Annotated in this window: 20 protein-coding genes and 1 pseudogene; 10 read left to right on the top strand and 11 right to left on the bottom strand. The window is 70.3% G+C overall.

What is annotated here, in order from left to right; genetic code table 11:
- The first annotated feature begins 32 nt into the window (after positions 1-32).
- The 5 genes from RT282_RS05300 to RT282_RS05320 all read left to right on the top strand — a co-directional run bounded on the left by RT282_RS05300 (position 33) and on the right by RT282_RS05320 (position 5,973).
- Entirely contained in the window at positions 33-1,061 is a 1,029-nt protein-coding gene (locus RT282_RS05300; RefSeq protein ID WP_313312255.1) for a DctP family TRAP transporter solute-binding subunit, read from the top strand.
- 113 nt (positions 1,062-1,174) lie between these two features.
- Positions 1,175-2,179: a TRAP transporter substrate-binding protein gene (locus RT282_RS05305; protein WP_313312257.1), complete on the top strand. Its 1,005-nt coding sequence runs from the start codon at positions 1,175-1,177 to the stop codon at positions 2,177-2,179.
- 141 nt (positions 2,180-2,320) lie between these two features.
- Positions 2,321-3,019: a TRAP transporter small permease gene (locus RT282_RS05310; protein WP_313312636.1), complete on the top strand. Its 699-nt coding sequence runs from the start codon at positions 2,321-2,323 to the stop codon at positions 3,017-3,019.
- Positions 3,016-4,299 carry a TRAP transporter large permease subunit gene (locus RT282_RS05315; protein ID WP_312758370.1) on the top strand — a complete coding sequence of 428 codons (1,284 nt, stop codon included), beginning with the start codon at positions 3,016-3,018 and terminating at the stop codon, positions 4,297-4,299. The genes RT282_RS05310 and RT282_RS05315 overlap by 4 nt, the downstream gene beginning before the upstream one ends.
- Before the next feature lie 120 nt (positions 4,300-4,419).
- Positions 4,420-5,973 (top strand): methyl-accepting chemotaxis protein, encoded by a 1,554-nt coding sequence (locus tag RT282_RS05320; RefSeq protein WP_313312258.1) that lies wholly within the window; start codon positions 4,420-4,422, stop codon positions 5,971-5,973.
- A 64-nt stretch (positions 5,974-6,037) separates the two neighbouring features.
- On the opposite strand, the gene RT282_RS05325 is transcribed toward RT282_RS05320, so the two are convergent.
- The 10 genes from RT282_RS05325 to mnmH form a co-directional block, all read right to left on the bottom strand.
- Positions 6,038-6,367, bottom strand: coding sequence for a thiosulfate oxidation carrier complex protein SoxZ (locus RT282_RS05325; protein ID WP_313077829.1), 330 nt, complete (start codon positions 6,365-6,367; stop codon positions 6,038-6,040).
- A 16-nt stretch (positions 6,368-6,383) separates the two neighbouring features.
- Positions 6,384-6,866: a thiosulfate oxidation carrier protein SoxY gene (locus RT282_RS05330; RefSeq protein WP_313312260.1), complete on the bottom strand. Its 483-nt coding sequence runs from the start codon at positions 6,864-6,866 to the stop codon at positions 6,384-6,386.
- A gap of 157 nt (positions 6,867-7,023) precedes the next feature.
- Positions 7,024-8,349 carry an FAD-dependent oxidoreductase gene (locus RT282_RS05335; RefSeq protein ID WP_313312261.1) on the bottom strand — a complete coding sequence of 442 codons (1,326 nt, stop codon included), beginning with the start codon at positions 8,347-8,349 and terminating at the stop codon, positions 7,024-7,026.
- Positions 8,328-9,404 (bottom strand): YeeE/YedE thiosulfate transporter family protein, encoded by a 1,077-nt coding sequence (locus RT282_RS05340; protein WP_313312262.1) that lies wholly within the window; start codon positions 9,402-9,404, stop codon positions 8,328-8,330. The genes RT282_RS05335 and RT282_RS05340 overlap by 22 nt, the downstream gene beginning before the upstream one ends.
- Before the next feature lie 175 nt (positions 9,405-9,579).
- Positions 9,580-10,851, bottom strand: a complete 1,272-nt coding sequence (locus RT282_RS05345) for an FCSD flavin-binding domain-containing protein (RefSeq protein ID WP_312306995.1) — start codon at positions 10,849-10,851, stop codon at positions 9,580-9,582.
- On the bottom strand, positions 10,851-11,174 hold the full coding sequence (locus RT282_RS05350; RefSeq protein WP_313312264.1) for a c-type cytochrome: 324 nt from the start codon (positions 11,172-11,174) through the stop codon (positions 10,851-10,853). Before RT282_RS05350 ends, RT282_RS05345 begins: the two co-directional genes overlap by 1 nt.
- 283 nt (positions 11,175-11,457) lie before the next feature.
- Complete coding sequence (gene metG / locus RT282_RS05355; protein ID WP_313312266.1) at positions 11,458-13,524, bottom strand: methionine--tRNA ligase; 2,067 nt, start codon at positions 13,522-13,524, stop codon at positions 11,458-11,460.
- A 39-nt stretch (positions 13,525-13,563) separates the two neighbouring features.
- Complete coding sequence (locus RT282_RS05360; protein ID WP_313312269.1) at positions 13,564-14,823, bottom strand: patatin-like phospholipase family protein; 1,260 nt, start codon at positions 14,821-14,823, stop codon at positions 13,564-13,566.
- Positions 14,824-14,832: 9 nt separating this feature from the next.
- Entirely contained in the window at positions 14,833-15,420 is a 588-nt protein-coding gene (locus RT282_RS05365) for a restriction endonuclease (protein ID WP_313312638.1), read from the bottom strand.
- 125 nt (positions 15,421-15,545) lie between these two features.
- The gene (gene mnmH, locus RT282_RS05370) at positions 15,546-16,595 is read right to left on the bottom strand and encodes a tRNA 2-selenouridine(34) synthase MnmH (RefSeq protein WP_313312271.1); all 1,050 of its coding nucleotides are present in this window, start codon (positions 16,593-16,595) and stop codon (positions 15,546-15,548) included.
- Between the two features lie 115 nt (positions 16,596-16,710).
- Between mnmH and selD the strand changes: the two genes are divergently transcribed.
- Both selD and apbC read left to right on the top strand, forming a co-directional pair.
- Positions 16,711-17,778 (top strand): selenide, water dikinase SelD, encoded by a 1,068-nt coding sequence (gene selD, locus RT282_RS05375; protein WP_313312273.1) that lies wholly within the window; start codon positions 16,711-16,713, stop codon positions 17,776-17,778.
- A gap of 170 nt (positions 17,779-17,948) precedes the next feature.
- Positions 17,949-19,040, top strand: coding sequence for an iron-sulfur cluster carrier protein ApbC (gene apbC / locus RT282_RS05380; protein ID WP_313312275.1), 1,092 nt, complete (start codon positions 17,949-17,951; stop codon positions 19,038-19,040).
- A 145-nt stretch (positions 19,041-19,185) separates the two neighbouring features.
- Here the strand turns inward: apbC and RT282_RS05385 are convergent, their stop codons facing one another.
- Entirely contained in the window at positions 19,186-19,425 is a 240-nt protein-coding gene (locus RT282_RS05385) for a hypothetical protein (RefSeq protein WP_313312277.1), read from the bottom strand.
- Between the two features lie 138 nt (positions 19,426-19,563).
- On the opposite strand from RT282_RS05385, the pseudogene RT282_RS05390 reads away from it, so the two are divergent.
- The 3 genes and pseudogenes from RT282_RS05390 to RT282_RS05400 all read left to right on the top strand — a co-directional run bounded on the left by RT282_RS05390 (position 19,564) and on the right by RT282_RS05400 (position 24,566).
- Positions 19,564-21,832: pseudogene (locus RT282_RS05390) on the top strand (FdhF/YdeP family oxidoreductase).
- The gene (locus RT282_RS05395) at positions 21,829-22,125 is read left to right on the top strand and encodes a hypothetical protein (RefSeq protein ID WP_313312279.1); all 297 of its coding nucleotides are present in this window, start codon (positions 21,829-21,831) and stop codon (positions 22,123-22,125) included. Before RT282_RS05390 ends, RT282_RS05395 begins: the two are co-directional and overlap by 4 nt.
- On the top strand, positions 22,107-24,566 hold the full coding sequence (locus RT282_RS05400; RefSeq protein ID WP_313312281.1) for a DNA internalization-related competence protein ComEC/Rec2: 2,460 nt from the start codon (positions 22,107-22,109) through the stop codon (positions 24,564-24,566). The genes RT282_RS05395 and RT282_RS05400 overlap by 19 nt, the downstream gene beginning before the upstream one ends.
- Positions 24,567-24,617 lie beyond the last annotated feature (51 nt).

Here is a 24,617-nt window from a genome sequence, read left to right on the forward strand (position 1 = left end):
GGGATGAAAAAGCGCTGGCGATAATACCGGCCATGTGCGCCGCCCCCCTTCGCCGCCGCCGGCTCGTGCAGGCCCTGGGCCTGGCGGCCCTGCCTGGCGCGGGCATGACGGGCGCGGCGCCGGCGCGGCGCGCGCGCGTGACCATCCGTCTGTCACACGTGGTGGCGCGCCAGACGCCCAAGGGCCTGGCGCTGGAGCACTTCCGCGAGCGCGTGCAGGCGCTCAGCCAGGGCGAGATCGAGGTGCTGATCTACCCCAACTCGCTGCTGTACGGCGACGAGGACGAGATGCAGGCGCTGCAGCTGGGCGCGGTGGACATGCTGGCGCCCTCGCTGTCCAAGTTCGGTCCCATCGGTTTTCCCGAGTTCGAGCTGTTCGACCTGCCCTTCATGTTCGACGCGGCCGAGCAGGTGCACCGCACCATGCAGGGCGCCGTGGGCCAGGAGCTGCTGGGCCTGCTGGCGCGCCAGCGCCTGCTGGGCCTGGGCTACCTGGACAACGGCTTCAAGCACATGAGCGCCAACCGCCCACTGCTCGGGCCCGAGGACTTCGTGGGCCTGCGCGTGCGCATCCAGTCCTCGCGCGTGATCGCGCACCAGATGCGCGCGCTGGGCGCCAAGCCGGTGGTGCTGTCCTTCGGCGAGACGCGCCGCGCGCTGGCGGCGGGCGTGGTGGACGGCACGGAAAACCCGGTCTCCAACTTCTGGACGCAGCGCATGCACGAAGCGCAGACCGACCTGAGCCTGACTTCGCACGGCTACCTGGGCTACGCCATCGTGGTGCACCAGCAGTTCTGGCAGTACCTGGAGCCCGCCGACCGCGCCCTGGTCGAGCAGGCCCTGGCCGAGTCGCTGGCCTGGGGCAACGCCATCGCCCAGCGCGAAAACGACGAGGCGCTGGCCGCGCTGCGCGCCAGCGGCGCCACCCGCATCCACGCGCTGGACGCCGTGCAGCGCCAGCGGCTGCGCCACGCCACGCGCGGCGTGCACGACACGCTGGCGGCGCGCATCGGGGTGGACTGGTTGCGGCGCATGCGCGGCGCAGCGGCCTCCGCGGCCTGACGTTGCGGGTTGTTACTTACGGGTTCTCCCTAGCTGTGGAACGCCACAGTTACCAGGCGTAAGCGCGTTGTCTACAGTCCGCCCCGTTTGAACCCTATCCCATGGAGACTGTCATGCGTTTTCCCGTGAAAAGCATTCTGGCCGGCGCGCTGCTGGCCTTTGGCGCCACCTTTGCCCAGGCGCAAACGGTGATCAAGTTCAGCCACGTCGTGGCCCAGGATACCCCCAAGGGCAAGGCTGCCGAGTTCTTCGCCAAGAAGGCGGAGGAGCTGACCAAGGGCAAGGTCAAGGTCGAGGTATACGCCAACAGCGCCCTGTACAAGGACAAGGAAGAGATGGAGGCGCTGCAGCTGGGTTCGGTGCAGATGCTGGCCCCGTCGCTGGCCAAGTTCGGCCCGCTGGGCGTGAAGGAATTCGAAGTCTTCGACCTGCCCTTCATCTTTGATAACCGCGACGAGCTGCACAAGATCACCACCGGCCCCGTGGGCGAGAAGCTGATGAAGAAGCTGCAGACCCGCGGCATCACCGGCCTGGCGTTCTGGGACAACGGCTTCAAGGACTTCTCGGCCAACAAGCCGCTGCACAGCGTGGCCGACTACAAGGGCCTGAAGTACCGCATCCAGTCGTCCAAGGTGCTGGAAGAGGAAATCCGCGCCCTGGGCGGCATCCCGCAGGTGATCGCCTTCGGCGAGACCTACCAGGCTCTGCAGACCGGGGTGGTGGACGCCACCGAGAACCCGCCGTCCAACTTCTACACCCAGAAGATGCACGAGGTGCAAAAGCACGTCAGCCTGACCAAGCACGGCTATTTGGGCTACGCGGTCATCGTCAACAAGAAGTTCTGGGACGGCCTGCCCGGCGACGTACGCGGCCAGCTGGAAGACGCCATGCGCCAGGCCACGGCCTACGCCAACCAGATCGCGCAGGACGAGAACGACCGTGCCATGGAGGCCGTCAAGGCCAGCGGCAAGACCACCATCTACACGCCCACCGCCGAGGAGCGCGCGGCGCTGAAGAAGGCCCTGGTGCCGGTGCACGAGAAGATGTCCGGCCGCATCGGCAAGGAAATCATCCAGGACGTGTACAAGGCCACCGGCTTCGACCCGAAGAAGCTCTGAGCCTCTTTGTTGAGCTGAGCTGAAGAAAGACCGCCGGGGCGCTAGCGCAGCGCCCCCGGCCCAGGGAGGGCGCCCGCATGGGCGCCCTCGCCGTGCAATCCGCACCGCGCACCGACCTTCTCTGCGGAGAACCATCCCATGATGAAAATCCTCGATCACCTGGAAGAGTGGCTGATCACCTTCCTGATGGGCGCTGCCACGCTCATCGTCTTCATCGCCGTGCTGCACCGCTACACCGCCGGCTACGCCATCCCCGGCCTGCAGGACTGGCTGCTGTCCATCAACATGACCTGGGCGCAGGAGCTGACCATCATCATGTTCGTGTGGATGGCCAAGTTCGGCGCCGCCTACGGCGTGCGCACCGGCATCCACGTGGGCGTGGACGTGTTCATCAACCGCATGGGCAAGGACACGCGCGGCAAGTTCATCATCTTCGGCATGGGCGCGGGCGCGCTGTTCACCGGCATCGTGGCCATCATGGGCGCCACCTTCGTCTGGGACAACGGCGCGCACTACGCCTTCTTCAAGGCGGTCGGCATGAACGTCGAGGAGCTGATCGAGGGGCCTACCACGCCGGACCTGGAATGGCCGACCTGGATCGTCTACAGCGCCATTCCCCTGGGCAGCAGCCTGATGTGCTTCCGTTTCCTGCAGGTGCTGGTCGGCTTCGTCCGCACCGGCGAGCTGCCGCACCACGACCACGGCCACGTTGACGGCCTGGAGGAGACGCCGGCCGAGGAAGCGGCGCAGAACACCGAGTTCTACAACCTGCAGGACAACCTGCACCCCGACGAGGACCGCCCCGGCAACGCCCCCAAGAACGCAGGTGACCGCAAATGAACGCCGCCATCATCTTTTTCATCCTCGCGGCGCTGATGCTCACCGGCATGCCGGTGTCCATCTCGCTGGGCCTGACGGTTCTCACCTTCCTGTTCGGCTTCACCGACGTGCCGTTGGAGTCGGTGGCGCTCAAGCTGTTCACTGGCATCGAGAAGTTCGAGATCATGGCGATCCCGTTCTTCATCCTGGCGGGCAACTTCCTCACGCACGGCGGCGTGGCGCGGCGCATGATCAACTTCGCCACTGCCATGGTCGGCCACTGGTACGGCGGCCTGGGCCTGGGCGGCGTGCTGGCCTGCGCGCTGTTCGCGGCGGTGTCGGGCTCCAGCCCGGCGACCGTGGTGGCGATTGGCTCCATCCTGCTGCCGGCCATGGTCAAGGCGGGCTTTCCCAACCGCTTCGGCGCGGGCGTGATCACCACCTCGGGGGCGCTGGGCATCCTGATCCCGCCGTCCATCGTGATGGTGATGTATGCCGTGGCCACCAACACCTCCGTGGGCGCGCTGTTCATGGCCGGCGTGGTGCCGGGCCTGGTGCTGGCCCTGGTGCTGGGCGGCGTGACCTACTGGCGCGCGCGCAAGTACAACTACCCGCGTCTGCCCAAGGCCACCTGGGGCGAGCGCTGGACGGCTTTTCGCAAGTCGGCCTGGGGCCTGTTCCTGATCATCGTGGTGATGGGTGGCATCTACGCCGGCATCTTCACGCCCACCGAGGCCGCGGCCATGAGCGCCGTCTACGCCTTCATCGTCGCCGTTTTCATCTACAAGGACATGACGCTCAAGGACGTGCCGCGCGTGCTGCTGTCCTCGGCCAACATGAGCGCGATGCTGCTGTATATCATCACCAACGCGGTGCTGTTCAGCTTCATCATGACCAACGAGAACATCCCGCAGGCGCTGGCCGACTGGATGCTGGGCAACGGCCTGGGTGTGGTGGCCTTCCTGCTGGCGGTGAACGTGATCCTGCTGCTGGCCGGCAACTTCATGGAGCCGTCGTCGATCATGCTGATCTTCGCGCCCATCCTGTTCCCCGTGGCCATGAAGCTGGGCATCGACCCCATCCACTTCGGCATCATCATGGTGGTGAACATGGAGGTCGGCATGTGCCACCCGCCGGTGGGCCTGAACCTGTACGTGGCCTCGGGCATCACCAAGATGGGTATTACCGAGCTCACCGTGGCCGTCTGGCCGTGGCTGCTGGCCATGCTGGGCTTCCTGGTCGCGGTGACCTACGTGCCCGAGCTGAGCCTGTGGTTCCCCCGCATGCTGGGCATGCTGTAGTAGCCGCGGCGGCGCGCGGCTGCTGGAAGGCCGGCGCGCCCCGCCCGTGCAACCCTGGGGCGGCGGCGCCCGGAGCATCGCGCCATGCGCATCGAAGATTTGCGAATCTCCTCCTGACTGGTGCTGGGTTTTTTCCTGCTGGGGCTGATGGTGCTGGCCATGGTGGCGGCGGTGTGGGTGCAGCTGGCGGCCATGAACGGGCTGTTCGGCGACGTGGCGGGCACGCGCATGCCGCGCATGGTGGCTGCCAACGCCATCAAGGAAGAGGTGCTGGGCATCGGCACCAGCGTGCGCAACATGATCCTGATGAGCGACAGCTCCGCCATCATGGCCGAGGGCGAGCGCATCGTGGCCACACAGCGGCGCATCGACCAGCACTTCGCCGAGCTGGACCGCTTGCTCGCCGGCGACGCCACCGCACAGACGGTGCTGGCCCAGGTGCAGGCCGCGCGCAAGGTGTACGAGCCGCTGCAGGAAGAGGCGCGCGACCTGTCCGCTTCGGGGCAGGTGTTCGACGCCAAGGAGCTGCTGGTCGAGAAGATGCACCCGGCGCAGCAGGCCTACCTGGGTGCCATCGACACGCTGCTGGCGCAGCAGCAGGGCCAGCTGGAGCAGGCCACCGGCGCCACCGAGCGCGCGGCCACCAGCGTGCGCAGCGTGCTGTTGGGCGTGCCGCTGGTGCTGCTGGCGCTGGGCGCCGCGCTGGCGTGGTGGATCACGCGCTCCATCAGCGTGCCGCTGCGCCAGGCGGTGCGCGTGGCGCGCTCCGTGGCGGCCGGACACCTGAGCGAGCCCATCCAGGCCAGCGGCCGCAACGAGGTGGCCCAGCTGCTGCTGGCGCTGAAAGACATGCAGGGCGCGCTGGCCGGCGTGGTCACTCACGTGCCCCAGGGCGCGCACAGCGTGCTGGGCGCCAGCACCGAGATCACGCAGGGCAACATCGACCTGTCCAACCGCACCGAATCGCAGGCCGCGGCGCTGCAGCAGGCCTCCGCTTCCATGCAGGAGCTGCGCCACGCCGTGGACCTCAACGCGGACAGCGCCCAGCAGGCCAACGCCCTGGCGCGCGAGGCCAGCGCGGTGGCCGAGCGTGGCGGCGCCGTGGTGGGCGAGGTGGTGCAGACCATGCGCGGCATCGACACCGCCAGCCGGCGCATCGGCGACATCATCGGCGTCATCGACGGTATTGCCTTCCAGACCAACATCCTGGCGCTCAATGCCGCCGTGGAGGCCGCCCGCGCCGGCGAGCAGGGCAGGGGCTTTGCCGTGGTGGCCGGCGAAGTGCGCCAGCTGGCCCAGCGCAGCGCCGAGGCGGCGCGCGAGATCAAGGCGCTGATCGCCGACAGCGCCGGCCAGGTGCAGCAGGGCACGCAGCTGGTGGACCGCGCCGGCGCCACCATGCACGAGGTGGTGGCGGCGATTGCCCGCGCCACGGCGCTCATGGGGGAGATCAGCCGCGCCAGCGACGAGCAGCGCGCCGGCGTGGCGCAGATCGGCGAGGCCATTGCGCAGATGGACCACGTCACCCAGCAAAACGCCGCGCTGGTGGAGCAGGTGGCGGCGTCGGCCGGCAGCCTGGGCAGCCAGGCGCAGGAGCTGGTGAACGCCGTGGCGGTGTTCCGGGTGGACGAGGCTCAGGCCACACCCGCCGGCTTGCTGAGACTATCGAATTGATAGCTGCCAGCGCTTGGCTGGTAAGCGCTGAGGGCCTTTTTGATGCCTAAAACTTGAGGGCGCCTCAGGCCACCGTAATGGCCTTGGAGGCGCTGGTGCTCTGGCCCGCGTCGTCCTTCCACAGCAGCTTCAGCTCGCCGCTGGCGCGCGCCACGAAGGTGAACTCGATGTAGGGGTTCTGCGCCACGGAGATGCCGGGCTCCCACGCGAACAGCAGGGCAGGCCCCAGGCGCGCCTCGAAGCGCGTGACGATGTTGCGCGGGCGGATCTTGCCTGCGCCGTCGCTGCGCAGGCCGCTTTCCATGACGTGCTCGATCTGGGCGCGCACGCGCAGCACCTCGCCGGCCTTCGGGCTGGCGTTGCTGACCCAGACGCGGGGCGGTTTCTGGTTCATGCGGGGCTCTTTCTGGTCACATGCCGCAGCCGCTGGCGGCCACGGTGACGGCCTGGCTGGCGGCCAGCAGCCTGCCGCTTTTCATGCGGGCCAGGGCGTGGATAGTCTGCGACTGCGACAGGCGCACACGCACGGCGGCCTCGGCCGTGCCGGCCGCCGCCGTGAACTGCAGCCGGCAGGCCTGCGGCGAGGGGTTCATGTCGGCCAGCACGATCACTTCCTCGCACCAGTCCTGCTCGGTGATGGGCAAGGTCACCTTCACTTTCACCGGCACGGCGCCGGGGTTGTCGGCCAGCGTGGGCACGTCCAGCAGCAGGCCCTCGGCCTGCGCCACGCGCCCCTGCGTGAAGTCGGCCATGGCCTTGCGGAAGGCCACAGGGTTGGGCGCCAGGGCATCGGCCAGCGGCGCCTTGCTCTGCGCCTGCGCCAGCGCCGCGCCCGGCAGGGCCAGCGCCGCGCCGGCAGCCATCAGCGCGCGGCGGGAAGGATGTCGTTGCATGTCAGGTGAAGTGAGAAAGCTCGGTTGAAAACAGGCGCCGCCCCGTGCCAGCAGACGCCGCGGATCCGGCTTCGCCGGTCCGCCAGCGTCGTCCCCCTTCCCAGCGCGCGAAGCGCGTAGAGAGAAGGGGGAAGCCGCGCAGCGGCTCAGGGGGTTGTCAGAGGAAGTCTGCGAACTTGGAGCGCGCCCAGGCAAAGTCTTCCTTCACCAGATCGGCGGAGCGCACGTCCATGTCGATCTGGTTCTGGATGACCTGGCCCGTGGCGTCCACCTCGTACTCGAACTTGACCGAGATTTCTTCCTGCGGCTCGGTGTTGACCATCATGTAGCACAGGTTGTCGGGCAAGAGCGGCTTGACTTCCTGGCCCGCCACGCGCTGGGCGATGTACTTGGCGACGATCTGGCCGATGTAGTTGGCCACGTGCGCGCTCTTGGGGTAATGGCCGAACTGCGGCGAGATGGCGCCCATCAGGTCGCCCACGAAGTACACGCTGTCGTCGCCGTTGGCGTGGAACAGGCGCGTGTGCATGTCGGCCCAGCCGGTGGGCTTGCCCGTGGCAGCATCCTTGCCGATCAGGCCGGCGTGCCAAACCATGTCGGCGGCCTGGTGCGGCGGCATCAGGATGGCCTCGTCGAACTTCAGCTCGCCGGCCGTGGTCTTGACGCGCTTGGCGAACGGATCAACCTCCTGCACGCGCGCGTTGGGCACGTGGGTGATGATGTCCGGGTACAGCTCGTCGAAGGCCTGCTTGTAGCCCATGCCGATCGGGGCGATCTTGGGCTTGGGGTCCAGGATCACGATCTTGCCCGGAATCTTGTTCTTCTTGATGTGCGAGGCAATCAGGCAGGCGCGCTCGTAGGGCGAGGGCGGGCAGCGGTGCGGCGGCGGGGGCAGCGTCATGACCAGCGTGCCGCCCTTGAAGTCCTTCACGCGCTGCTTGAGCGCGAACATCTGCTGGTTGGGGATGTAGGCGCTGGCAAAGTGCGCGCGCGTGTGGTCGATGGCGCGCTGGTCGTCGCCGAACCAGGCGTCCCAGGCGTCGCGGATGCCGCCCGAGAGGACAAGATAGTCGTACTCGACCAGGCCGTGGCCGGTGCGCACCAGCTTCTTGTCGCGCTCGAAGCCCGTCACCTCGGTCTGCAGCAGCGTGTAGCCGTACTTGTTGGCCGGGCGCAGCATGTCGTGCTGCACGAAGTCGGTGTTCACGATGTCGATGAGCCACTTGTTGCTCATCGGGCCAGACCAGAAGGTGGCGTTGCGCTCCAGCACCACCACATCGGCATCGGGGATCTGCTCGCGCAGGTGGCGCGCGGCCGTCAGGCCGCCCCAGCCGCCACCGCAAATCACGATGCGCGGGCCCTTGCCGCGGCGCGGCAGGATGCGCGACTGCGCGGAGATGACGGCCGGCGCGGCCAGCACGGGGCCGGCCGCGGCGCCCAGGGCCAGGGCGGGCGGGGTGATCAGGAAATGGCGGCGTTGCATGGCGAGGCTCCCTCCTTGTGGAACGGCGAAAAAAACGATTGCAGGCGCAGCACGCCCAGAGCGCCCGCGGCGATGCCCAGGCACGCGGGCAGACTGGCCAGGGCCAGCGTGGACAGGCCCGACAGGCCCTGGCCGATGGAGCAGCCCACGGCCAGCACGCCGCCAAAGCCCATCAGCAGCCCGCCGCAGGCCGAGGCGGCCAGGCGCCTCGGGCTGTCAAAGCCCTCCCAGCGCGCGCTGCGCGTGATCAGCGCGGCGGCCGCCGCCCCCGCCAGCGTACCGGCCACGATGGCCGGCCCCAGGCTGGGTGCGCGGCCCACGGCCAGCTGCAGGAACAGCAGGCCCTCGGCCACCGGGCCGATGAAGCTCAGCGAAGTGAGGGGCGCGGGCTCGAACGGGTCCACGCCGACCTGGGCGGTGATCCACCAGCCGGCGGCCACCAGCGCGCCGATGGCGGCGGCGCACAGCAGCTGCAGGGGCTGGCGGCGCAGCGCAGGGCGCCACAGCGCAAAGCCCAGCAGCGCCAGCGCCGGCACGGCGGCGGCGCACAGGAGGGCGGCGCCCGCCGGCAGGCCTAGAGCGCTCAGCTGCCCGGGCAGCGTGGCCTGGGCCAGGGCGACCATGCCCCAACCCTGCAGCGCCTGGCGCAGCGGGGCCAGCACACCGGTCAGCGTGGCCTGCGCTGCCAGGCCCAGGCACAGCAGGGTCACCAGCGCACGCAGATTGCCGCCAGCCAGCAGCACCAGGGCGCGCGCGCCGCAGTTGCGCGCCAGCGCCATGCCGGCGCCAAACAGCAGGCCGCCCAGCAGCACGCCGGGCACGGAAAACTTGGCTCGCACGACCTGCGCCGCGCCCAGATCCACCAGGTCGGCCCAGGCCAGCGCCTGCGAGGCCAGCAGCGCCACGGCCAGGGCCAGTGCGAAGGCCTGCAGCGCCGGCGCGCCGTCCACGGGCCGCCCGTGCCACTCGCGCAGGCCGCGCGCCAGGCAAAAACGCCCCAGCCGCGCCGCGACGCCGAAGGCGCAGCCCAGCAGGAATCCGGCCCACAGCAGCATGTCAGTGCTCCACCGTGCCGCCGCGCATTGGGCACAGCCTTTGAAACGGGCGCGCGCCAGGCCAGCGACCGCCGTGCAAGGGCCGCCCCGCAGCACCGGCGGTGTCCCCCTTCCCGCACTGCGCAGCACTGCGAGAGAAGGGGGAAGGCGCGCAGCGCCACAGGGGGATGTTCATCTACCCACCCCAGATGTCGGCGGAGATGGCGGCGTACCAGGCCTCGCCGTAGCGCGCTTCCGCCGCGCGGTAATCGGCATTGCCATCCAGGGGGCTCACGCCGCCCGAGCCCGCGGGCTCGACCAGCTTGCCACCCTCGGCGCGGTACACGCCCGCCACCGAGATGCCGTAGCCCGGCCCGATCAGGCTGTAGCAGGTGTTGGCGTAGCTGGCCGTGGGCGCGGGCAGGCCCAGCAGGTCGGCGGCGATGGCGGCGGCGGCCACCTTGCCCTGGGTGTTGGCCGCAAAGCCGGACTTGGGCATGGGCGCGGCGATGGTCGCATCGCCCAACGCGTAGATGCCGCTCGCCTGGCGCGACTCGAAGCTCTCGGCCTTGACGGGCACCCAGCCGCTGGCGTCCGTCACGCCGGCGCGCTCGGCGATGAAGCCGGCCTTTTGCGGCGGGATGACGTTCAGCACGGCGGCCTTGTGGCGCGTGCCGAAGGCTGTTTCCACCTCCAGCCGGGCGGCGTCCACGCGCATCACCTGGCCGTCGTCCTTCTGGCCTACCCACTCGATCATGTCGCCGTACAGCGCCTTCCAGCCCTGCTGGAACAGCGCCTGCTTGGAGAAGCTGTCCTTGGCGTCCAGCAGCAGCAGCTTGCTGCGCGGCTTGTGCTGCTTGAAGTAGTGCGCCACCATCGCCGCCCGCTCATACGGCCCGGGCGGGCAGCGAAAAGGGTTGTCGGGGATGGCCATCACGAAGGTGCCACCGTCCTCCATGGCCTGCAGCTGGCGGCGCAGCAGCAGCGTCTGCTCGCCGGCCTTCCAGGCGTGCGGGGCCCGCTGCGCGGCGGCTTCGCCATAGTCCTCCAGCGCGTCCCAGCGCATGTCCACGCCGGGCGAGAGCACCAGGCGGTCCCAGCGCAGCACCTGGCCGGTGGACAGGCGCAGCGTGCGCGCGCTGGCGTCCACGTCCTCGGCGCGGGCATGGACCACGTCCACGCCGGCGGCGCGCAGGCCGGCATAGCCGTGGCCGATGCTGTCCCAGCTGCGCAGGCCGGCCAGCACCAGGTTGGAGAACGGGCAGGTGTAGAAGCGCTCCGCCGGCTCGACGAGCGTCACGCGCACGCCCGGGGCGTGGCGGCGCAGGTAGCGCGCCGCCGTGGCGCCGCCGAAGCCTCCGCCCACGACGATCACATGGGCCGATGCGGCACGGGCCTGCACCAGGGCGGGCAGGACCAGGGCGCCGGCCAGCACGGTGCGGCGCGTAGGGTGGTGCGCTGCGGCCATCACTGGCCCTCCTTGCGCGCGAACCACTGGGCCAGTGCCTCGATCTGCGCGTCGTCGTAGCCCTTCATCAGCCGTGTCATCACGGTGGCGTCCGGCGCCTGTCCGCGCTGGAAGGCGTGCAGGCGCTGGCGCAGTTCAGCGGCGCTGCGGTCCTGCAGGCTGGGGATGGCGCCGGCGGAGCGGCCGTCGGGTCCGTGGCAGTTGAAGCAGGTGCCGGCCAGCACCGCGGTGTCCAGCGCGCCCGGCTGCGCGCTGGCAAAAGGCGATGCCAGCAGCAGCGCCAGCCAGAAGGCGCGGTACAAGGACGGCAAGAGAGGGGGCATGCAGACTCCTGGGATGCGAGAGGCCCGGCGCTGGTAGCGCAGGGGCCCTGCACCGGAGCAGTCAACGTGGGCAAGCGAGGTGCTTGGGCGTTGTGTGGAGCCCGAAGGGCTCGCTGCTGCACCGGCTGGTGCATCCCTCTCGACCGGCACGCGGCACAAGCGGAGTTGTTGAGTGAGGGCGATTCTACAAGACGCCGCCGGCGCGGAGACGCCGGGGGATTTATAGGTCAAAAGTGGCTCCAGCCCTTGTGTATCAAGCGCTGGCAGCTCACCTTTTTGATGATCAGTGGATGCGCATGCCCGGCTGCGCGCCGGCAAAGGGCTCCAGCACGTAGATGCCCGGCTGCGCTTTCTCGTCGGCATGGCTGGCGGCCAGCACCATGCCTTCGGACACGCCGAACTTCATCTTGCGCGGCGCCAGGTTGGCCACCAGCACGGTTAGCTTGCCCGTCAGCTGCTCGGGCGCATACATGCTGGCGATGCCGGAGAACACGTTGCGCAGGCGGCCCTCGCCGGCATCCAGCGTCAGCTGCAGCAGCTTGGTCGAGCCTTCCACGGCCTTGCATTCGACTATTTTTGCGATGCGCAAGTCGACCTTGGCGAAGTCGTCGATGGTGATGGTAGGGGCAATTTCCTCTCCGCCTGGCAGCACCTTTTCCACCACCGGCTCGGGCAGCGCGAACAGGGCGTCCAGCTGCTCCACCACAACGCGCTGCATCAGGTGCTGGTACTGGCCGATGGCGTGGCCCGCGCCCAGCAGGCGCTGGGTGTCGGCAAAGGCCAGCGGCGCCACGTTCAGGAAGCCCTCCACCTGCGCGGCGACGGCCGGCAGCATGGGTTTCAGGTAGACGGTCAGCAGGCGGAAGGCCTCGATGCAGGTGGTGCACACGTCGTGCAGCCGCGCGTCCATGCCTTCCTGCTTTGCCAGCTCCCAGGGCTTGTTGGCGTCTACGTAGCTGTTCACGCGGTCGCACAGCAGCATGACCTCGCGCGCCGCGCGGGCGGTGTCGCGCGCTTCGTAGGCCTGGGCGATGGCGTCGGCCTGCGCGCGCAGTGCAGCCAGCAGCTCCTGGCCGTCGCTGCTGACCTCGCCCAGCTGGCCGCCAAAGCGCTTGGCGATGAAACCCGCCGCGCGCGAGGCGATGTTCACGTACTTGCCGATCAGGTCGGCGTTCACCCGGGCCATGAAGTCCTCGGGATTGAAGTCGATGTCTTCGTTCTTGCCGTTGAGCTTGGCGCCCAGGTAGTAGCGCAGCCACTCGGGGTTCATGCCCAGCGACAGGTACTTGAGCGGGTCCAGCCCGGTGCCGCGGCTCTTGCTCATCTTCTCGCCGTTGTTCACGGTCATGAAGCCGTGCACGCAGATCTTGGTGGGCGTCTTGCGGCCGCTGAACTTGAGCATGGCCGGCCAGAACAGCGTGTGGAAGGTGATGATGTCCTTGCCGATGAAGTGGTACTGCTCCAGCAGCGGGTCGGCCATGTAGGCGTCGTAGCTCTCGCCGCGCCGCTCCAGCAGGTTCTTCAGCGAGGCCAGGTAGCCCACGGGCGCGTCCAGCCAGACGTAGAAGTACTTGCCCGGCGCATCGGGGATCTCGATGCCGAAGTAGGGCGCGTCGCGCGAGATGTCCCAGTCGTCCAGCCCTTCGCTGGTGCTGCCGTCGGGGTTGGTGCGGGTGCCGAACCATTCCTTGATCTTGGCGGCCACTTCGGGCTGCACGTGCTGGCCGTTTTGCGTCCACTCCTGCAGAAACTCCACGCAGCGCGGATCGGACAGCTTGAAGAAGAAGTGCTCGGAGGTTTTCAGCTGCGGCTTGGCCCCGGACAGGGCGGAGTAGGGCGCTATCAGCTCGGTGGGCGCGTAGACGGCGCCGCAGACCTCGCAGTTGTCGCCGTACTGGTCCTTGGCGTGGCAGCGCGGGCACTCGCCCTTGATGAAGCGGTCGGGCAGGAACATGTTCTTCTCGGGGTCGAAGAACTGCTCGATGGTGCGCGTTTCGATCAGGCCGGCGGCCTTCAGGTCCAGGTAGATCTGCTGCGCGAGCGCGTGGTTTTCCGGCGCGTCCGTGCTGTGCCAGTTGTCGAAGGCGATGTGAAAGCCGTCCAGGTACTGTGCGCGCCCGGCGGCGATGTTGGCCACGAACTGCTGGGGCGTGAGGCCGGCCTTCTCCGCCGCGATCATGATGGGCGCGCCGTGTGCGTCGTCGGCACCCACGAAGTTCACCTCGGCGCCCTGCATCCTCTGGTACCGCACCCAGGTGTCGGCCTGGATGTATTCCATGATGTGGCCGATGTGGAAGTTGCCGTTGGCGTACGGCAGGGCGGTGGTGACGAAGATCTTGCGGGCAGTCATGGCAAACGAGGTGGGGCTTTCGCTGAACAACCCGCCATTTTAGGAAGAAGGCCGCGGCGGCCTGGTCGGTGCCTCGTCCTGCTGGGGATCGCGCCAGCCAAAGAAGGCGCAGATCTGCGCCCGCTGCGCCAGTGCGTCGGCGCGGCCCAGTGCCATCAGCTCGTGCGTGTAGGGACGCTCGAACAGCAGGTAGCTGGCCAGCGCGGCGTTGCGCGGATCCCGGCTGCTGGCGGACACGCCCAGGGCGCCCAGCAGCGCGCGCACGGGCACCGGCAGGCGTGCCACGTGGCGCACGGCCAACCCGTCCAGGCGCTGCGACGGCGAGATCAGCAGCAACTGCACCGGCCGCAGGCTGCTGGCGCGCCGCGCCTCGGGCGGGATCAGCGACAGCGTGGTGTTGATGCGTTGCAGCCGCTCCAGGTCCACCGGCAGCGCGTCCAGGAAGATGCCCGACAGCGCGTGGCCGGCTATCTGGGCCAGTGGTGGGTAGCCGGCGGTCATGGGGGCCTGCGGGTCGTCCTTCTGCGTCTCCTGCATGTGCCCCGCGCCTATGACCAGGATGCGCTCGGCACCCAGGTGAATGGCCGGGGCGACGGGTGCGGTCTGGCGCATGGAGCCGTCGCCGAAATAGCGCGTATGCCCGCCCATGCGGATGGCCGTGGCCGGAAACACGAAGGGAATGGCCGAGGAGGCGAGCAGGTGCTGGTGCGTGATGCGGCTGTGCACGGCGCGCCGCTGCCAGCGCACCCAGGGCTGCAGCTCCTGGGCCGCATCGAAGAAGGTGATGTGCTCGCCCGAGGTGTAGCTGGAGGCGGTCACCGCCAGCCCCTGCAGGTGGCCCCGCTCCAGCAGCATCGGCAGGCGGGCCAGGGGCACCATGTCGTGCAGCAGGTGGGCCAGCGGCGTGTTGTCCAGCAGCGAGCGCGGCCGTGTGTAGCGCCAGCGCGCCAGCGCCCAGCCCAGCGACAGCAGCGTGAGCCAGTGCGCGCCGCTGCGCAGCATGCTGATGGGGTCGGTGCGGTAGACCTGCTGCGACTCGAAGTGGCCCCACACCCGCGCCATGTTGCGCACCGCGTGGTCGAAGTCGTCGGCGCCGCTGGCCAGGGCGGCGGCGTTGATGGCCCCGGCCGAGGTACCGGCCAGGATGGGAAAGGGGTTGGGGTCGCGATGTGCGTTGCAGGCCCGGCGCAGATCGGCAATGGCCTCCAGCACGCCCACCTGGTAGGCCGCGCGGGCGCCGCCGCCGGTCAGCACCAGGCCGGTGCGGGAGGCGCTGGCGGGCGGTGCGGCGGCGGGCATAAGGGAGCTTTACGAGCCGGGCTGGCCCTTGAGCAGCAGCGCGTCCAGCGCCGCGCCCTCCAGCAGGGCCAGGCCGTGCGTGGCGGCGAACTGGCGCGCCGCGTCGCTCACGCTGCCCTGCAGCACCACGTAGGTGCCGGCCTGGGCGCCCTGGCTTTGCACCAGCGCATGCAGGGCGCGCAGCGGCTCCACGCCGTGGCTGGCGGCCTTGTAGCGGCGCGCCGCCACCAGGATGGACTGGCCGGAGCCGTCGCCACGCACCAAGCGCAGGTCGGCTGCCTGTGCGCCGCCCGGCAGCGGCTGCACGCCATGGCCCTCGGCCGTCCAGGCGCGGGTCAGCAGTGCGCTGAATTCGCGCCAGGGCAGGGCGGCGGCCGCGGCGCGCGCGGCCTCCACCCGGGCCGCGCTGGGCGCGCGCCACTGGCGCCAGGCGGCGATGCAGCCGATGACCGCGATCGGCAGGGCGCCTGCGGCGGCGAAGGGCACCAGGTGCGAGGGCAGCAATGCGGCGCACACCAGCACGATGGCGCCGGCCACGGCGAAGCTCACCCACCAAGGCGAGCGCAGCAGGACGGCGAAGCCCGAATTCGGGGCCATTTTGAATTTCACGGCGAGGCGGTCTTTCTGAAAGGGGAGAGAAGCGGCACAGTTATCTTGCTATTGAAAATATAGCTACTGGCGCTTGACTGGAAAGCGCTGGAGGCATATTTCATTGGAAATCCTCAATCCAGTGCGCGTATGGCCTGCGCCAGCGTGTCGATGCCGGCGGGCGACAGGTCGGGTGCGGCCACGCGCTGGCGCTCGTCCCAGCGGGTGAAGTTGCGCGCCTGCGAGCGGCCGTAGTGCGGGTCGTAGTGCAGGCGCATCAGCTCGTCGAAGAGAGCCGGCAGCTCGCCGGCGTGCGCCCACTGCTGCCAGCGCTGCACGGTCTGGCGGCCGTGCAGCTCCGTCAGCTGGGCCAGGCGGTCGGCCAGGGCCTGGCGGTCGTCGCCCAGGTAGCGGTAGTCGCGCAGCAGGAAGGCCAGGCGTTCCTCGGGGGGTGCTTCGATCTCGATGCAGCGCGCGTTGCGCAGGCCCTGCACCAGCGGCACGGGCACGGAGATGCGGCCGATGCGCGCGCTCTCGCCTTCCACGTACACGGGCTGGTCCAGGTCCAGGCGTTCCAGAACGGCGGCCAGCTGGGTCTCGAAGTGCTTTTGCGAGGGCTGGGCCACGCCGGGCAGCGCGCCCAGCAGCGAGCCCTTGTGCCGGGCCAGGCCTTCCAGGTCGATGGCCTGCGCCCCCTGGGCCTGCAGGGCGTGCAGCACGCGCGTCTTGGCGCTGCCGGTTGCGCCCACCAGCACGCGCAGCTGCAGCCGCGGCACCAGGGCCTGGATCTGCTCCATGACGTGGCGGCGGAAGGACTTGTAGCCGCCGGCCAACTGCTGTGCGTCCCAGCCCACCAGGCGCAGCCACTGCACCATGGAGCCGCTGCGCAGGCCGCCGCGCCAGCAATACACCAACGGGCGCCAGCCGTGCGGCTTGTCGGCCAGCGGCCCGGCCAGGTGGCGCGCCAGGTTGGCCGCGACGAAGCCGCCGCCGACGCGCCGTGCCTCGAAGGCGCTTTGCTGGACGTAGATGGTGCCCACGATGGCGCGCTCCTCGTCGCTCAGCACAGGGCAGTTGATGGCGCCGGGAATGTGGTCCTCGGCGAACTCGGCGGGCGAGCGCGCGTCGATGATGGCGTCGAAGCCGTGGCGGTCTTCGGGGCGGATGGGGCTGCGGTGGGACACGGACGGGCGGGGCGGTGAATCTGGGATGATGGGGCGCCCGGCCGCCATGCGGCGGGCGCTGCTCATCCTTCGGAGAGGGCAGCCGATTGTCCGTCAACGTGTATTTCCGCTTGCCATGAATGCTTCCGAACCCTCCACTCGCGCTCCCCGTCTGACCTCCCTGTCGCACGGCGGCGGCTGCGGCTGCAAGATCGCGCCGGGCGTGCTGTCGCAGATCCTGGCCCAAAGCGGCGCGGCCGGCGTGGTGCCGCCCGAGCTGCTGGTGGGGCTGGAGACGGCCGACGACGCGGCCGTCTACCGTCTGAACGACACGCAGGCGCTGGTGGCGACGACCGACTTCTTCATGCCCATCGTGGACGACCCGTACGAGTTCGGCCGCATCGCCGCGACCAACGCCCTGTCGGACGTGTACGCCATGGGCGGCAAGCCCATCATGGCGCTGGCGCTGGTGGCCATGCCGGTCAACCAGCTACCCCTGGAGACCATAGGAGCCATCCTGCGCGGCGGGCAGGACGTGTGCCGCGCCGCCGGCATCCCGGTGGCGGGAGGGCACACCATCGACTCGGTCGAACCCATCTACGGCCTGGTCGCCATGGGCCTGGTGCATCCCGAGCGGGTGCGCAGGAACGCCGGCGCGCGGCCGGGCGACGTGCTCATCCTGGGCAAGCCGCTGGGCGTGGGCGTGTACTCGGCGGCGCTCAAGAAGGAGCAGCTCTCCGATGCCCACTACCGCCAAATGATCGACAGCACCACACGCCTGAACACCCCCGGCCCGCTGCTGGCAGCGCTGGACGGCGTGCACGCCATCACCGACGTGACGGGCTTCGGCCTGGCCGGCCACGCGCTGGAGATGGCGCGCGGCGCGGGCGTGGCGGTGCAGGTGGACTGGGCGCGCGTGCCGCTGCTGCCCGGCGTGCCCGAGCTGGCCGCGCAGGGCTTCGTGACCGGCGCCAGCGCACGCAACTGGGCCGGCTACGGCAAGGACGTGACGCTGGGCGCCGGACTGCCCAGCACGGCTCAGGCCCTGCTGACCGACCCGCAGACATCGGGCGGCTTGCTGGTGGCCTGCGCGCCGGACAGCGTGGACGAGGTGCTGGCCACCTTCGCGCGCGAAGGCTTCGCGCATGCGGCCGTGGTCGGCGGCGTGCAGGGCGGGGCGGCGGGGCTGCAGGTGCGGGCCTGAGGGTGCTACTGAAACAATAGCTGCTTGCGCTTGACTGGCGGGCGCTGGAGCCACTTTTGGCTTGAATCGCCCTGCCGGCGGCATGACAAGTGCGGCTGGCTAGACTCGGAGCTCTGGGCGGCCTGGCGCCGCCTGCATCGAACCAACGACACAGCGAGGGCATCCCTTTCATGGCAATCACAGAACAGGACCTGCTGGCGGCGCTCGCCAGCGTCAAGGACCCGCAGACCGGCAGCGACTTCGTCAGCACGCGCGCCGTGCGCAACGTGCAGATCAATGGCGGCGACGTATCCTTCGAAGTGGAGCTGGGCTACCCGGCCAAGAGCGTCATCCCCGCGCTGCGTAGCCAGTTCATCGCCGCCGCCCGTACCCTGCCGGGTGTGGACAACGTCTCGGTCAACGTCGCCAGCAAGATCATTGCCCACGCCGTGCAGCGCGGCGTGCAGCTGCTGCCGGGCGTGAAGAACATCATCGCCGTGTCCTCCGGCAAGGGCGGCGTGGGCAAGAGCACCACCGCCGTGAACCTGGCCCTGGCCCTGGCGGCCGAGGGCGCTCAGGTGGGCCTGCTGGACGCCGACGTCTACGGCCCCAGCATGCCCACCATGACCGCCACCAGCGGCAAGCCCGAGAGCCTGGACGGCAAGTTCATGGAGCCCAAGCGCGCCATGGGCCTGCAGATCAACTCCATCGGCTTCCTGGTGGACGAGGCGCAGGCCATGATCTGGCGCGGCCCCATGGCCAGCCAGGCGCTGGAGCAGCTCATCACCCAGACGCGCTGGGACAACCTGGACTACCTGGTCGTGGACATGCCGCCGGGCACGGGCGACATCCAGCTGACCATGGCGCAGAAGGTGCCGCTGACCGGGGCGGTGATCGTCACCACGCCGCAGGACATCGCCCTGATCGACGCCAAAAAGGGCATCACCATGTTCCAGAAGGTGAGCGTGCCCATCCTGGGCCTGGTGGAGAACATGGCCGTGCACGTGTGCAGCAACTGCGGCCATGCCGAGCACATCTTCGGCCACGAGGGCGGCAAGAAGATGGCCGAGGCGCAGGGCCTGGACTACCTGGGCGCGCTGCCCTTGAAGATGTCCATCCGCGAGCAGGCCGACAGCGGCCGGCCCACGGTGGCGGCCGAGCCGGACGGCGAGGTTTCGGGCATGTACAAGGACATTGCCCGGAAGGTAGCGGTGAAGATCGCCCAGCAGTCCAAGGATTTCTCCGCCAAGTTCCCGACCATCACCATCAGCAAGAAAACCTGAGCGGCGCCAGGCGCCAGGCGCCAGGCGACGGGGGACTTGCCCGTCTGCCCAGCTGGCATGTGCTTGCTGCTCATTTGATAGCTGCTGGCGCTTGCTGCACAAGGGATAGAGGGAAAAAAACACCTAAACCCTCCGCCGCCTGCGCTCAGCGTGCCGGCGGCACGGGAATGGCCGGCGCATTCGCCCCGGTGGCGGTACGGCTCTCTGGCAGGTAGGGATCGTCGCTGGATGCGAACAGCCGGCCCAGCCCCGCCACCAGCAGCACCAGCGCCAGCACCACGGCGATGATGCCCACGGCGCGGCGCAGGTCCACGATGGCCAGCACCTTGCGGGGGTGGATGGGCGGGTCGGACGGTTCGATCTTCGAGTCGGGTATGTGGGCCATCGGCGCCTCCGGTGGAAAGTGAATGAACGAAGTGGCAAGCGGGCAACGGCCTTCTTGTAGACACCCGCGCGGCGCCGCGCTGTCAGAAGAAGCCGCAGCGCATCCGGCTCGATTGACACCGCGCGCCAAGGCCGCAAGATGCAGGGCATGACCACCGAACAGAAGATCACCCGCTATGACGGCCCCGCAGGCGGGTGGCGGGCGCTGGCCAGCGTGAAGGACACGCTGCTGGCCCAGGGCATCCCCTTCAAGGGCGCCAAGACCCTGCTGTCTGCCAACCAGCCGGACGGCTTCGACTGCCCCGGCTGCGCCTGGCCCGACCGCAACCACCACTCCACCTTCGAGTTCTGCGAGAACGGCGCCAAGGCCGTGGCGGCCGAAGCCACGGCGCGGCGCGCCACGCCGGAATTCTTCGCCCGCCACACCGTGGCCGAGCTGGAGCGGCAAAGCGACTTCTGGCTGGAGGATCAGGGCCGCCTCACCCACCCCATGCGCTACGACGCCGCCAGCGACCGCTATCTGCCCATCGCCTGGGACGAGGCCTTCATGCTCATCGCGCGGCACCTGAATGCGCTGGCCGACCCCAACGAGGCCATCTTCTACACCTCCGGGCGCACCAGCAACGAGGCGGCCTTCCTGTACCAGCTGTTCGTGCGCCAGTTCGGCACCAACAACTTCCCCGACTGCTCCAACATGTGCCACGAGGCCAGCGGCGCCGCCATGCGCGCCCAGGTGGGCACGGGCAAGGGCACGGTGACCTTGGCGGACTTCGAGCGCGCCGACGCCATCTTCATCTTCGGCCAGAACCCCGGCACCAACCACCCGCGCATGCTGGGCGAGCTGCGCGCGGCGCACAAGCGCGGCGCGCGCATCGTCAGCTTCAACCCGCTGCGCGAGCGCGGACTGGAGCGCTTCGCCGACCCGCAGGACAAGCTGCAGATGGCCACGCTGGGCTCCTCGCCCATCAGCACGCACTACCTGCAGCTGCGCGTGGGCGGCGACCTGGCGGCCGTCACCGGCATCGCCAAGCACGTGCTGGAGATGCACGCGCAGCGCGGCGGCGTGCTCCACGAGGACTTCATCGCCGAGCACACCACGGGCTTTGATGCCCTGGCCGCGCAGATCGCGCAGACGCCCTGGGCGCAGCTGCAGGACGCCTCGGGCCTGAGCGAGGCGCAGCTGCGCGCCGCCGGCGACGTGTACATCGGCGCCGAGCGCGTGATTGCCTGCTGGGGCATGGGCATTACCCAGCACCGGCACGCGGTGGCCACCATTGGCGCCATCGTCAACCTGCTGCTGCTGCGCGGCAACATCGGCCGCGAGGGCGCAGGCCCCTGTCCGGTGCGCGGGCACAGCAACGTGCAGGGCGACCGCACCATGGGCATCTGGGAGGCGCCGCCGCCGGCGCTGCTGGACCGGCTGCAGCAGGTCTATGGTTTTGCGCCGCCGCGCGCGCATGGCGTGGACACGGTGGGCGCCATCCGCCAGATGCGCGAAGGGCGCTGCAAGGTGTTCTTCGCCCTGGGCGGCAACTTTGCTGCCGCCACGCCCGACACCGCCGCCACCTGGGCCGGCCTGCGCCGGTGCGGCCTGACCGTGCACGTGGCCACCAAGCTCAACCGCAGCCACGTGGTGCATGGGCGCGAGGCGCTGATCCTGCCCTGCCTGGGCCGCACCGAAATCGACATGCAGGCCGGCGGCCCGCAGGGCGTGACGGTGGAAGATTCGATGAGCATGGTGCACCTCTCCATGGGCATGAATCCGCCGGCCTCGGCCGAGCTGCTGTCCGAGCCGGCCATCGTCGCCCGCCTGGCCGCCGCCACGCTGGGTGAGCGCTCCAGCGTGCCCTGGGCCTGGCTGGTGCAGGACTACGCCCGCATCCGCGATGAGATCGAAAAGGTCTTTCCCGATTTCGCCGACTTCAACGCCCGCGTGGCCGTGCCCGGCGGCTTTCGGCTGCGCAACGCCGCCAGCCAGCGGCAGGGCGCAGTTCTCCGTGCACGCGGTGCCGGCACCCGGCCCGCAGCGGCACGAGGGGCGGGCGCTGTTCACGCTGCTGTCCACCCGTTCGCACGACCAGTACAACACCACCATCTACGGCCTGAACGACCGCTACCGCGGCGTGCAGGGCCAGCGCCAGGTGGTCTTCATCCACCCCGAGGACATCGCCGCGCTGGGCCTGGCCGGCGGCGACCGGGTCGACATCCACACCGTCTGGGACGACGGCGTGCAGCGCAGCGTGCACGGCTTCGTGCTGGTGCCCTACGACATCCCGCGCGGCAACCTGGCGGCCTACTACCCCGAGACCAACCCGCTGGTGCCGCTGGATTCGGTGGCCGAGGGTGTGGGCACGCCCACCTCCAAGTCCATCCCCGTGGTCCTGACGCCGCACACGCCACGGCCATGAGCCACGAAGAGGCCGCGCTGCCACCCTTGGCACTGGCGATCCTGCGGGAGCTGGCGCAGCCCGGCCTGCAGGACGGGCTGGCGCTGCCGGCCCTGTCCAAGTGGCTGGGCCTGGGCGCCAGCGCCGTGTTGCGCCAGCTCAGCGCCCTGGGCGACGCGCCCCTGGGCGGCGGCCAGCGTGGCCCCGGCTGGGTGCACGTGTGGCAAGACCAGGGTCGCTGGCGGGTGGCGCTGACCGCTGAGGGCCGGGCCTGGTGCGCGCAGGCGCTGCCGCCATGCCCGCCCACCGCGTAGCGCGCACCTTCTGGCTGGGCACGCCGGCGCTGCTGGGCGTGGTGCTGGGCACGGCGCTGCAGCTGCAGCAAAGCGCGCTGCTGCCGACCACCGTTTATGGCGCGGCCCTGACCTTCGGCGCCGCGGCGATTCTTATGGCCTGGCTGCGGGGCGGCCGGCTTGCGGCAGCCCTGGCCGGCCTGGGCGCTGCGGTGCTGGCCTGGGGCCTGTGCGGCCTGCGCGCCGCGGCCTTCCTGGCCGGCGCTCTGGCGCCCCAGCTGCAGGGGCAGGACCTGCGCGTGACCGGCGTCATCGCCGCCATGCCTCAGGTGCGGGCCGACGGCGTGCGCCTGCGCCTGGCGGTGGAGTCGGCGCGGCAGGACGGCCAGGCCGTGCGCCTGCCGGAACTCATCGACCTGACCTGGTACGCCCAGGGCTGGCGCGGCCAGGAGGTGGAGCAGCCGCCACCCGCCCTGCGCGCCGGCGAGCGCTGGCAGCTGACCTTGCGCCTGAAGGCCCCGCACGGCGCACGCAACCCGCACGGTTTCGACTACGAACTGTGGCTGTGGGAGCAGGGCGTGCAGGCCGGCGGCTACGTGCGCACCGGCGCGCCGGGCGAGCCGCCGCGCCTGCTGGCCGCCACCTGGCGCCACCCTGTGGAGCAACTGCGTCAGCGGGTGCGCGACGCCATCCTGCAGCGCCTGGCTCCGGTGGACGGCGACCCGGCGCGCCGGCGCGCGGCCGGCGTGGTGGCGGCGCTGGTCACCGGTGACCAGCGCGCCATCGACCGCGCCGACTGGGACGTGTTCCGCATCACCGGCGTGGCCCACCTCATGAGCATCTCGGGCCTGCACATCACCTTGTTCGCCTGGCTGGCCGCGGCCGTGCTGCGCCGCGCCTGGGCCCGCAGCACCCGCCTATGCCTGGCGGTGCCTGCGCCCAGCGCGGCGCTGGTGGGCGGTGTGCTGCTGGCCGGGGCCTATGCGCTGTTCAGCGGCTGGGGCGTGCCGGCGCAGCGCACCGTGCTGATGCTGGCCACCGTGGGCCTGCTGCGCCTGTCCGGCCGCGCCTGGCCCTGGCCCCAGGTCTGGCTGCTGGCCTGTGCCGCCGTGCTGCTGGCCGACCCCTGGGCGCTGCTGCAGGCGGGCTTCTGGCTGAGCTTCGTCGCCGTGGGCATGCTGTTCGCTACAGATATGAGAGCTGCCAGCGCCGATGGGACGGGCGCTGGAGGCCGATTTGGCTTGAAATTCGTAGCGCTGCTGCGCGAGCAGTGGGCGGTCACCGTGGCGCTGGCGCCGCTGACGCTGCTGCTGTTTGGCCAGGTCTCCCTCGTCGGCCTGGTGGCCAACCTGGTGGCCATCCCCTGGACCACGCTGGTGCTCACCCCGCTGGCCCTGGCCGGCGTGCTGTGGCCGCCCCTGTGGCAGGCGGCGGCGTGGAGCGCCGAGCTGCTGGGCGCCTGGCTGCAGTGGCTGGCCGGCTGGCCCTGGGCGCAGCTGAGCCTGGCCCTGGCGCCGCTGCCGCTGGGCATGGCGGCCGTGGCCGGCGGCCTGCTGCTGGTGCTGCGCCTGCCCTGGCGCCTGCGGGTGCTGGGCTTGCCGCTGCTGCTGCCGGCGCTGGCCTGGCAGGTGGCGCGGCCGGCCGCCGGGCAGTTCGATCTGCTGGCGGCCGACGTGGGCCAGGGCCAGGCCGTGCTGGTACGCACCGCGCACCACAGCCTGCTGTACGACGCGGGCCCGCGCCTGTCGGCCACGGCCGATGCGGGCGAGCGCGTGCTGGCGCCACTGCTGCGCGCTTTGGGCGAGCGCATCGACCTGCTGGTGCTCAGCCACGGCGACAGCGACCACACCGGCGGCGCCGCCGCCGTGCTGGCGCAGCAGCCCCAGGCGCGCGTGCTGGGCTCCATCGACGGTGGCCTGGCGCCCGGCACCCAGGTGCCGGTGCAGCCCTGCGCGGCCGGCATGCGCTGGCAGTGGGACGGGGTGGAGTTCGCCGTGCTGCACCCGCCGCCCGGCCCGGCGCCGGAAGGCCGCGCCGCGCGGCCCAACGCCCGCAGCTGCGTGCTGCGGGTGGCGGCCGCTGTGGGGCAGGGCGCCCGCGCGGCGCTGCTGGCGGGAGACATCGAGCGGGCGCAGGAGCAGGCCCTGGTGGAGGCCGGCGCCGAGCTGTCCGCCGACGTACTGCTGGTGCCGCACCATGGCAGCAAGACCTCGTCCAGCGAGGTCTTCCTCGATGCCGTGGCCCCCAAGCTGGCGCTGGTGCAGGCGGGCTGGCGCAACTCGTTTGGCCACCCTGCGCCCGAGGTGGTGCAGCGCTACCGCGCACGCGGCATCGCCCTGGCTGCCACGCCCGGCTGCGGCGCGGCAGCGTGGCAGTCGGCCGACGGGCGGCTGCGCTGCGAGCGCGCCGCCACGCAGCGCTACTGGCAGCGCCCGCCCCAGGAGGTGGACGCGCCGCCCTGACCGGCGGCAGGTCCGGTCTGGGTATTTTTACAAAGCAATCGCTTGCTAAAA

Source organism: Pulveribacter sp. (assembly GCF_032079985.1).
GTDB lineage: Bacteria > Pseudomonadota > Gammaproteobacteria > Burkholderiales > Burkholderiaceae_C > Melaminivora.

Coding starts and splice junctions, on each gene's coding strand:
- RT282_RS05350 (WP_313312264.1), bottom strand. CDS start 11,174: ATGCCCCCTCTCTTGCCGTCCTTGTACCGCGCCTTCTGGCTGGCGCTG.
- metG (WP_313312266.1), bottom strand. CDS start 13,524: ATGACTGCCCGCAAGATCTTCGTCACCACCGCCCTGCCGTACGCCAAC.
- RT282_RS05385 (WP_313312277.1), bottom strand. CDS start 19,425: ATGGCCCACATACCCGACTCGAAGATCGAACCGTCCGACCCGCCCATC.
- apbC (WP_313312275.1), top strand. CDS start 17,949: ATGGCAATCACAGAACAGGACCTGCTGGCGGCGCTCGCCAGCGTCAAG.
- RT282_RS05360 (WP_313312269.1), bottom strand. CDS start 14,823: ATGCCCGCCGCCGCACCGCCCGCCAGCGCCTCCCGCACCGGCCTGGTG.
- RT282_RS05330 (WP_313312260.1), bottom strand. CDS start 6,866: ATGCAACGACATCCTTCCCGCCGCGCGCTGATGGCTGCCGGCGCGGCG.
- RT282_RS05395 (WP_313312279.1), top strand. CDS start 21,829: ATGAGCCACGAAGAGGCCGCGCTGCCACCCTTGGCACTGGCGATCCTG.
- RT282_RS05325 (WP_313077829.1), bottom strand. CDS start 6,367: ATGAACCAGAAACCGCCCCGCGTCTGGGTCAGCAACGCCAGCCCGAAG.
- RT282_RS05400 (WP_313312281.1), top strand. CDS start 22,107: ATGCCCGCCCACCGCGTAGCGCGCACCTTCTGGCTGGGCACGCCGGCG.
- RT282_RS05340 (WP_313312262.1), bottom strand. CDS start 9,404: ATGCTGCTGTGGGCCGGATTCCTGCTGGGCTGCGCCTTCGGCGTCGCG.
- RT282_RS05305 (WP_313312257.1), top strand. CDS start 1,175: ATGCGTTTTCCCGTGAAAAGCATTCTGGCCGGCGCGCTGCTGGCCTTT.
- RT282_RS05335 (WP_313312261.1), bottom strand. CDS start 8,349: ATGCAACGCCGCCATTTCCTGATCACCCCGCCCGCCCTGGCCCTGGGC.
- RT282_RS05345 (WP_312306995.1), bottom strand. CDS start 10,851: ATGGCCGCAGCGCACCACCCTACGCGCCGCACCGTGCTGGCCGGCGCC.
- RT282_RS05315 (WP_312758370.1), top strand. CDS start 3,016: ATGAACGCCGCCATCATCTTTTTCATCCTCGCGGCGCTGATGCTCACC.
- selD (WP_313312273.1), top strand. CDS start 16,711: ATGAATGCTTCCGAACCCTCCACTCGCGCTCCCCGTCTGACCTCCCTG.
- RT282_RS05310 (WP_313312636.1), top strand. CDS start 2,321: ATGAAAATCCTCGATCACCTGGAAGAGTGGCTGATCACCTTCCTGATG.
- RT282_RS05365 (WP_313312638.1), bottom strand. CDS start 15,420: ATGGCCCCGAATTCGGGCTTCGCCGTCCTGCTGCGCTCGCCTTGGTGG.
- RT282_RS05300 (WP_313312255.1), top strand. CDS start 33: ATGTGCGCCGCCCCCCTTCGCCGCCGCCGGCTCGTGCAGGCCCTGGGC.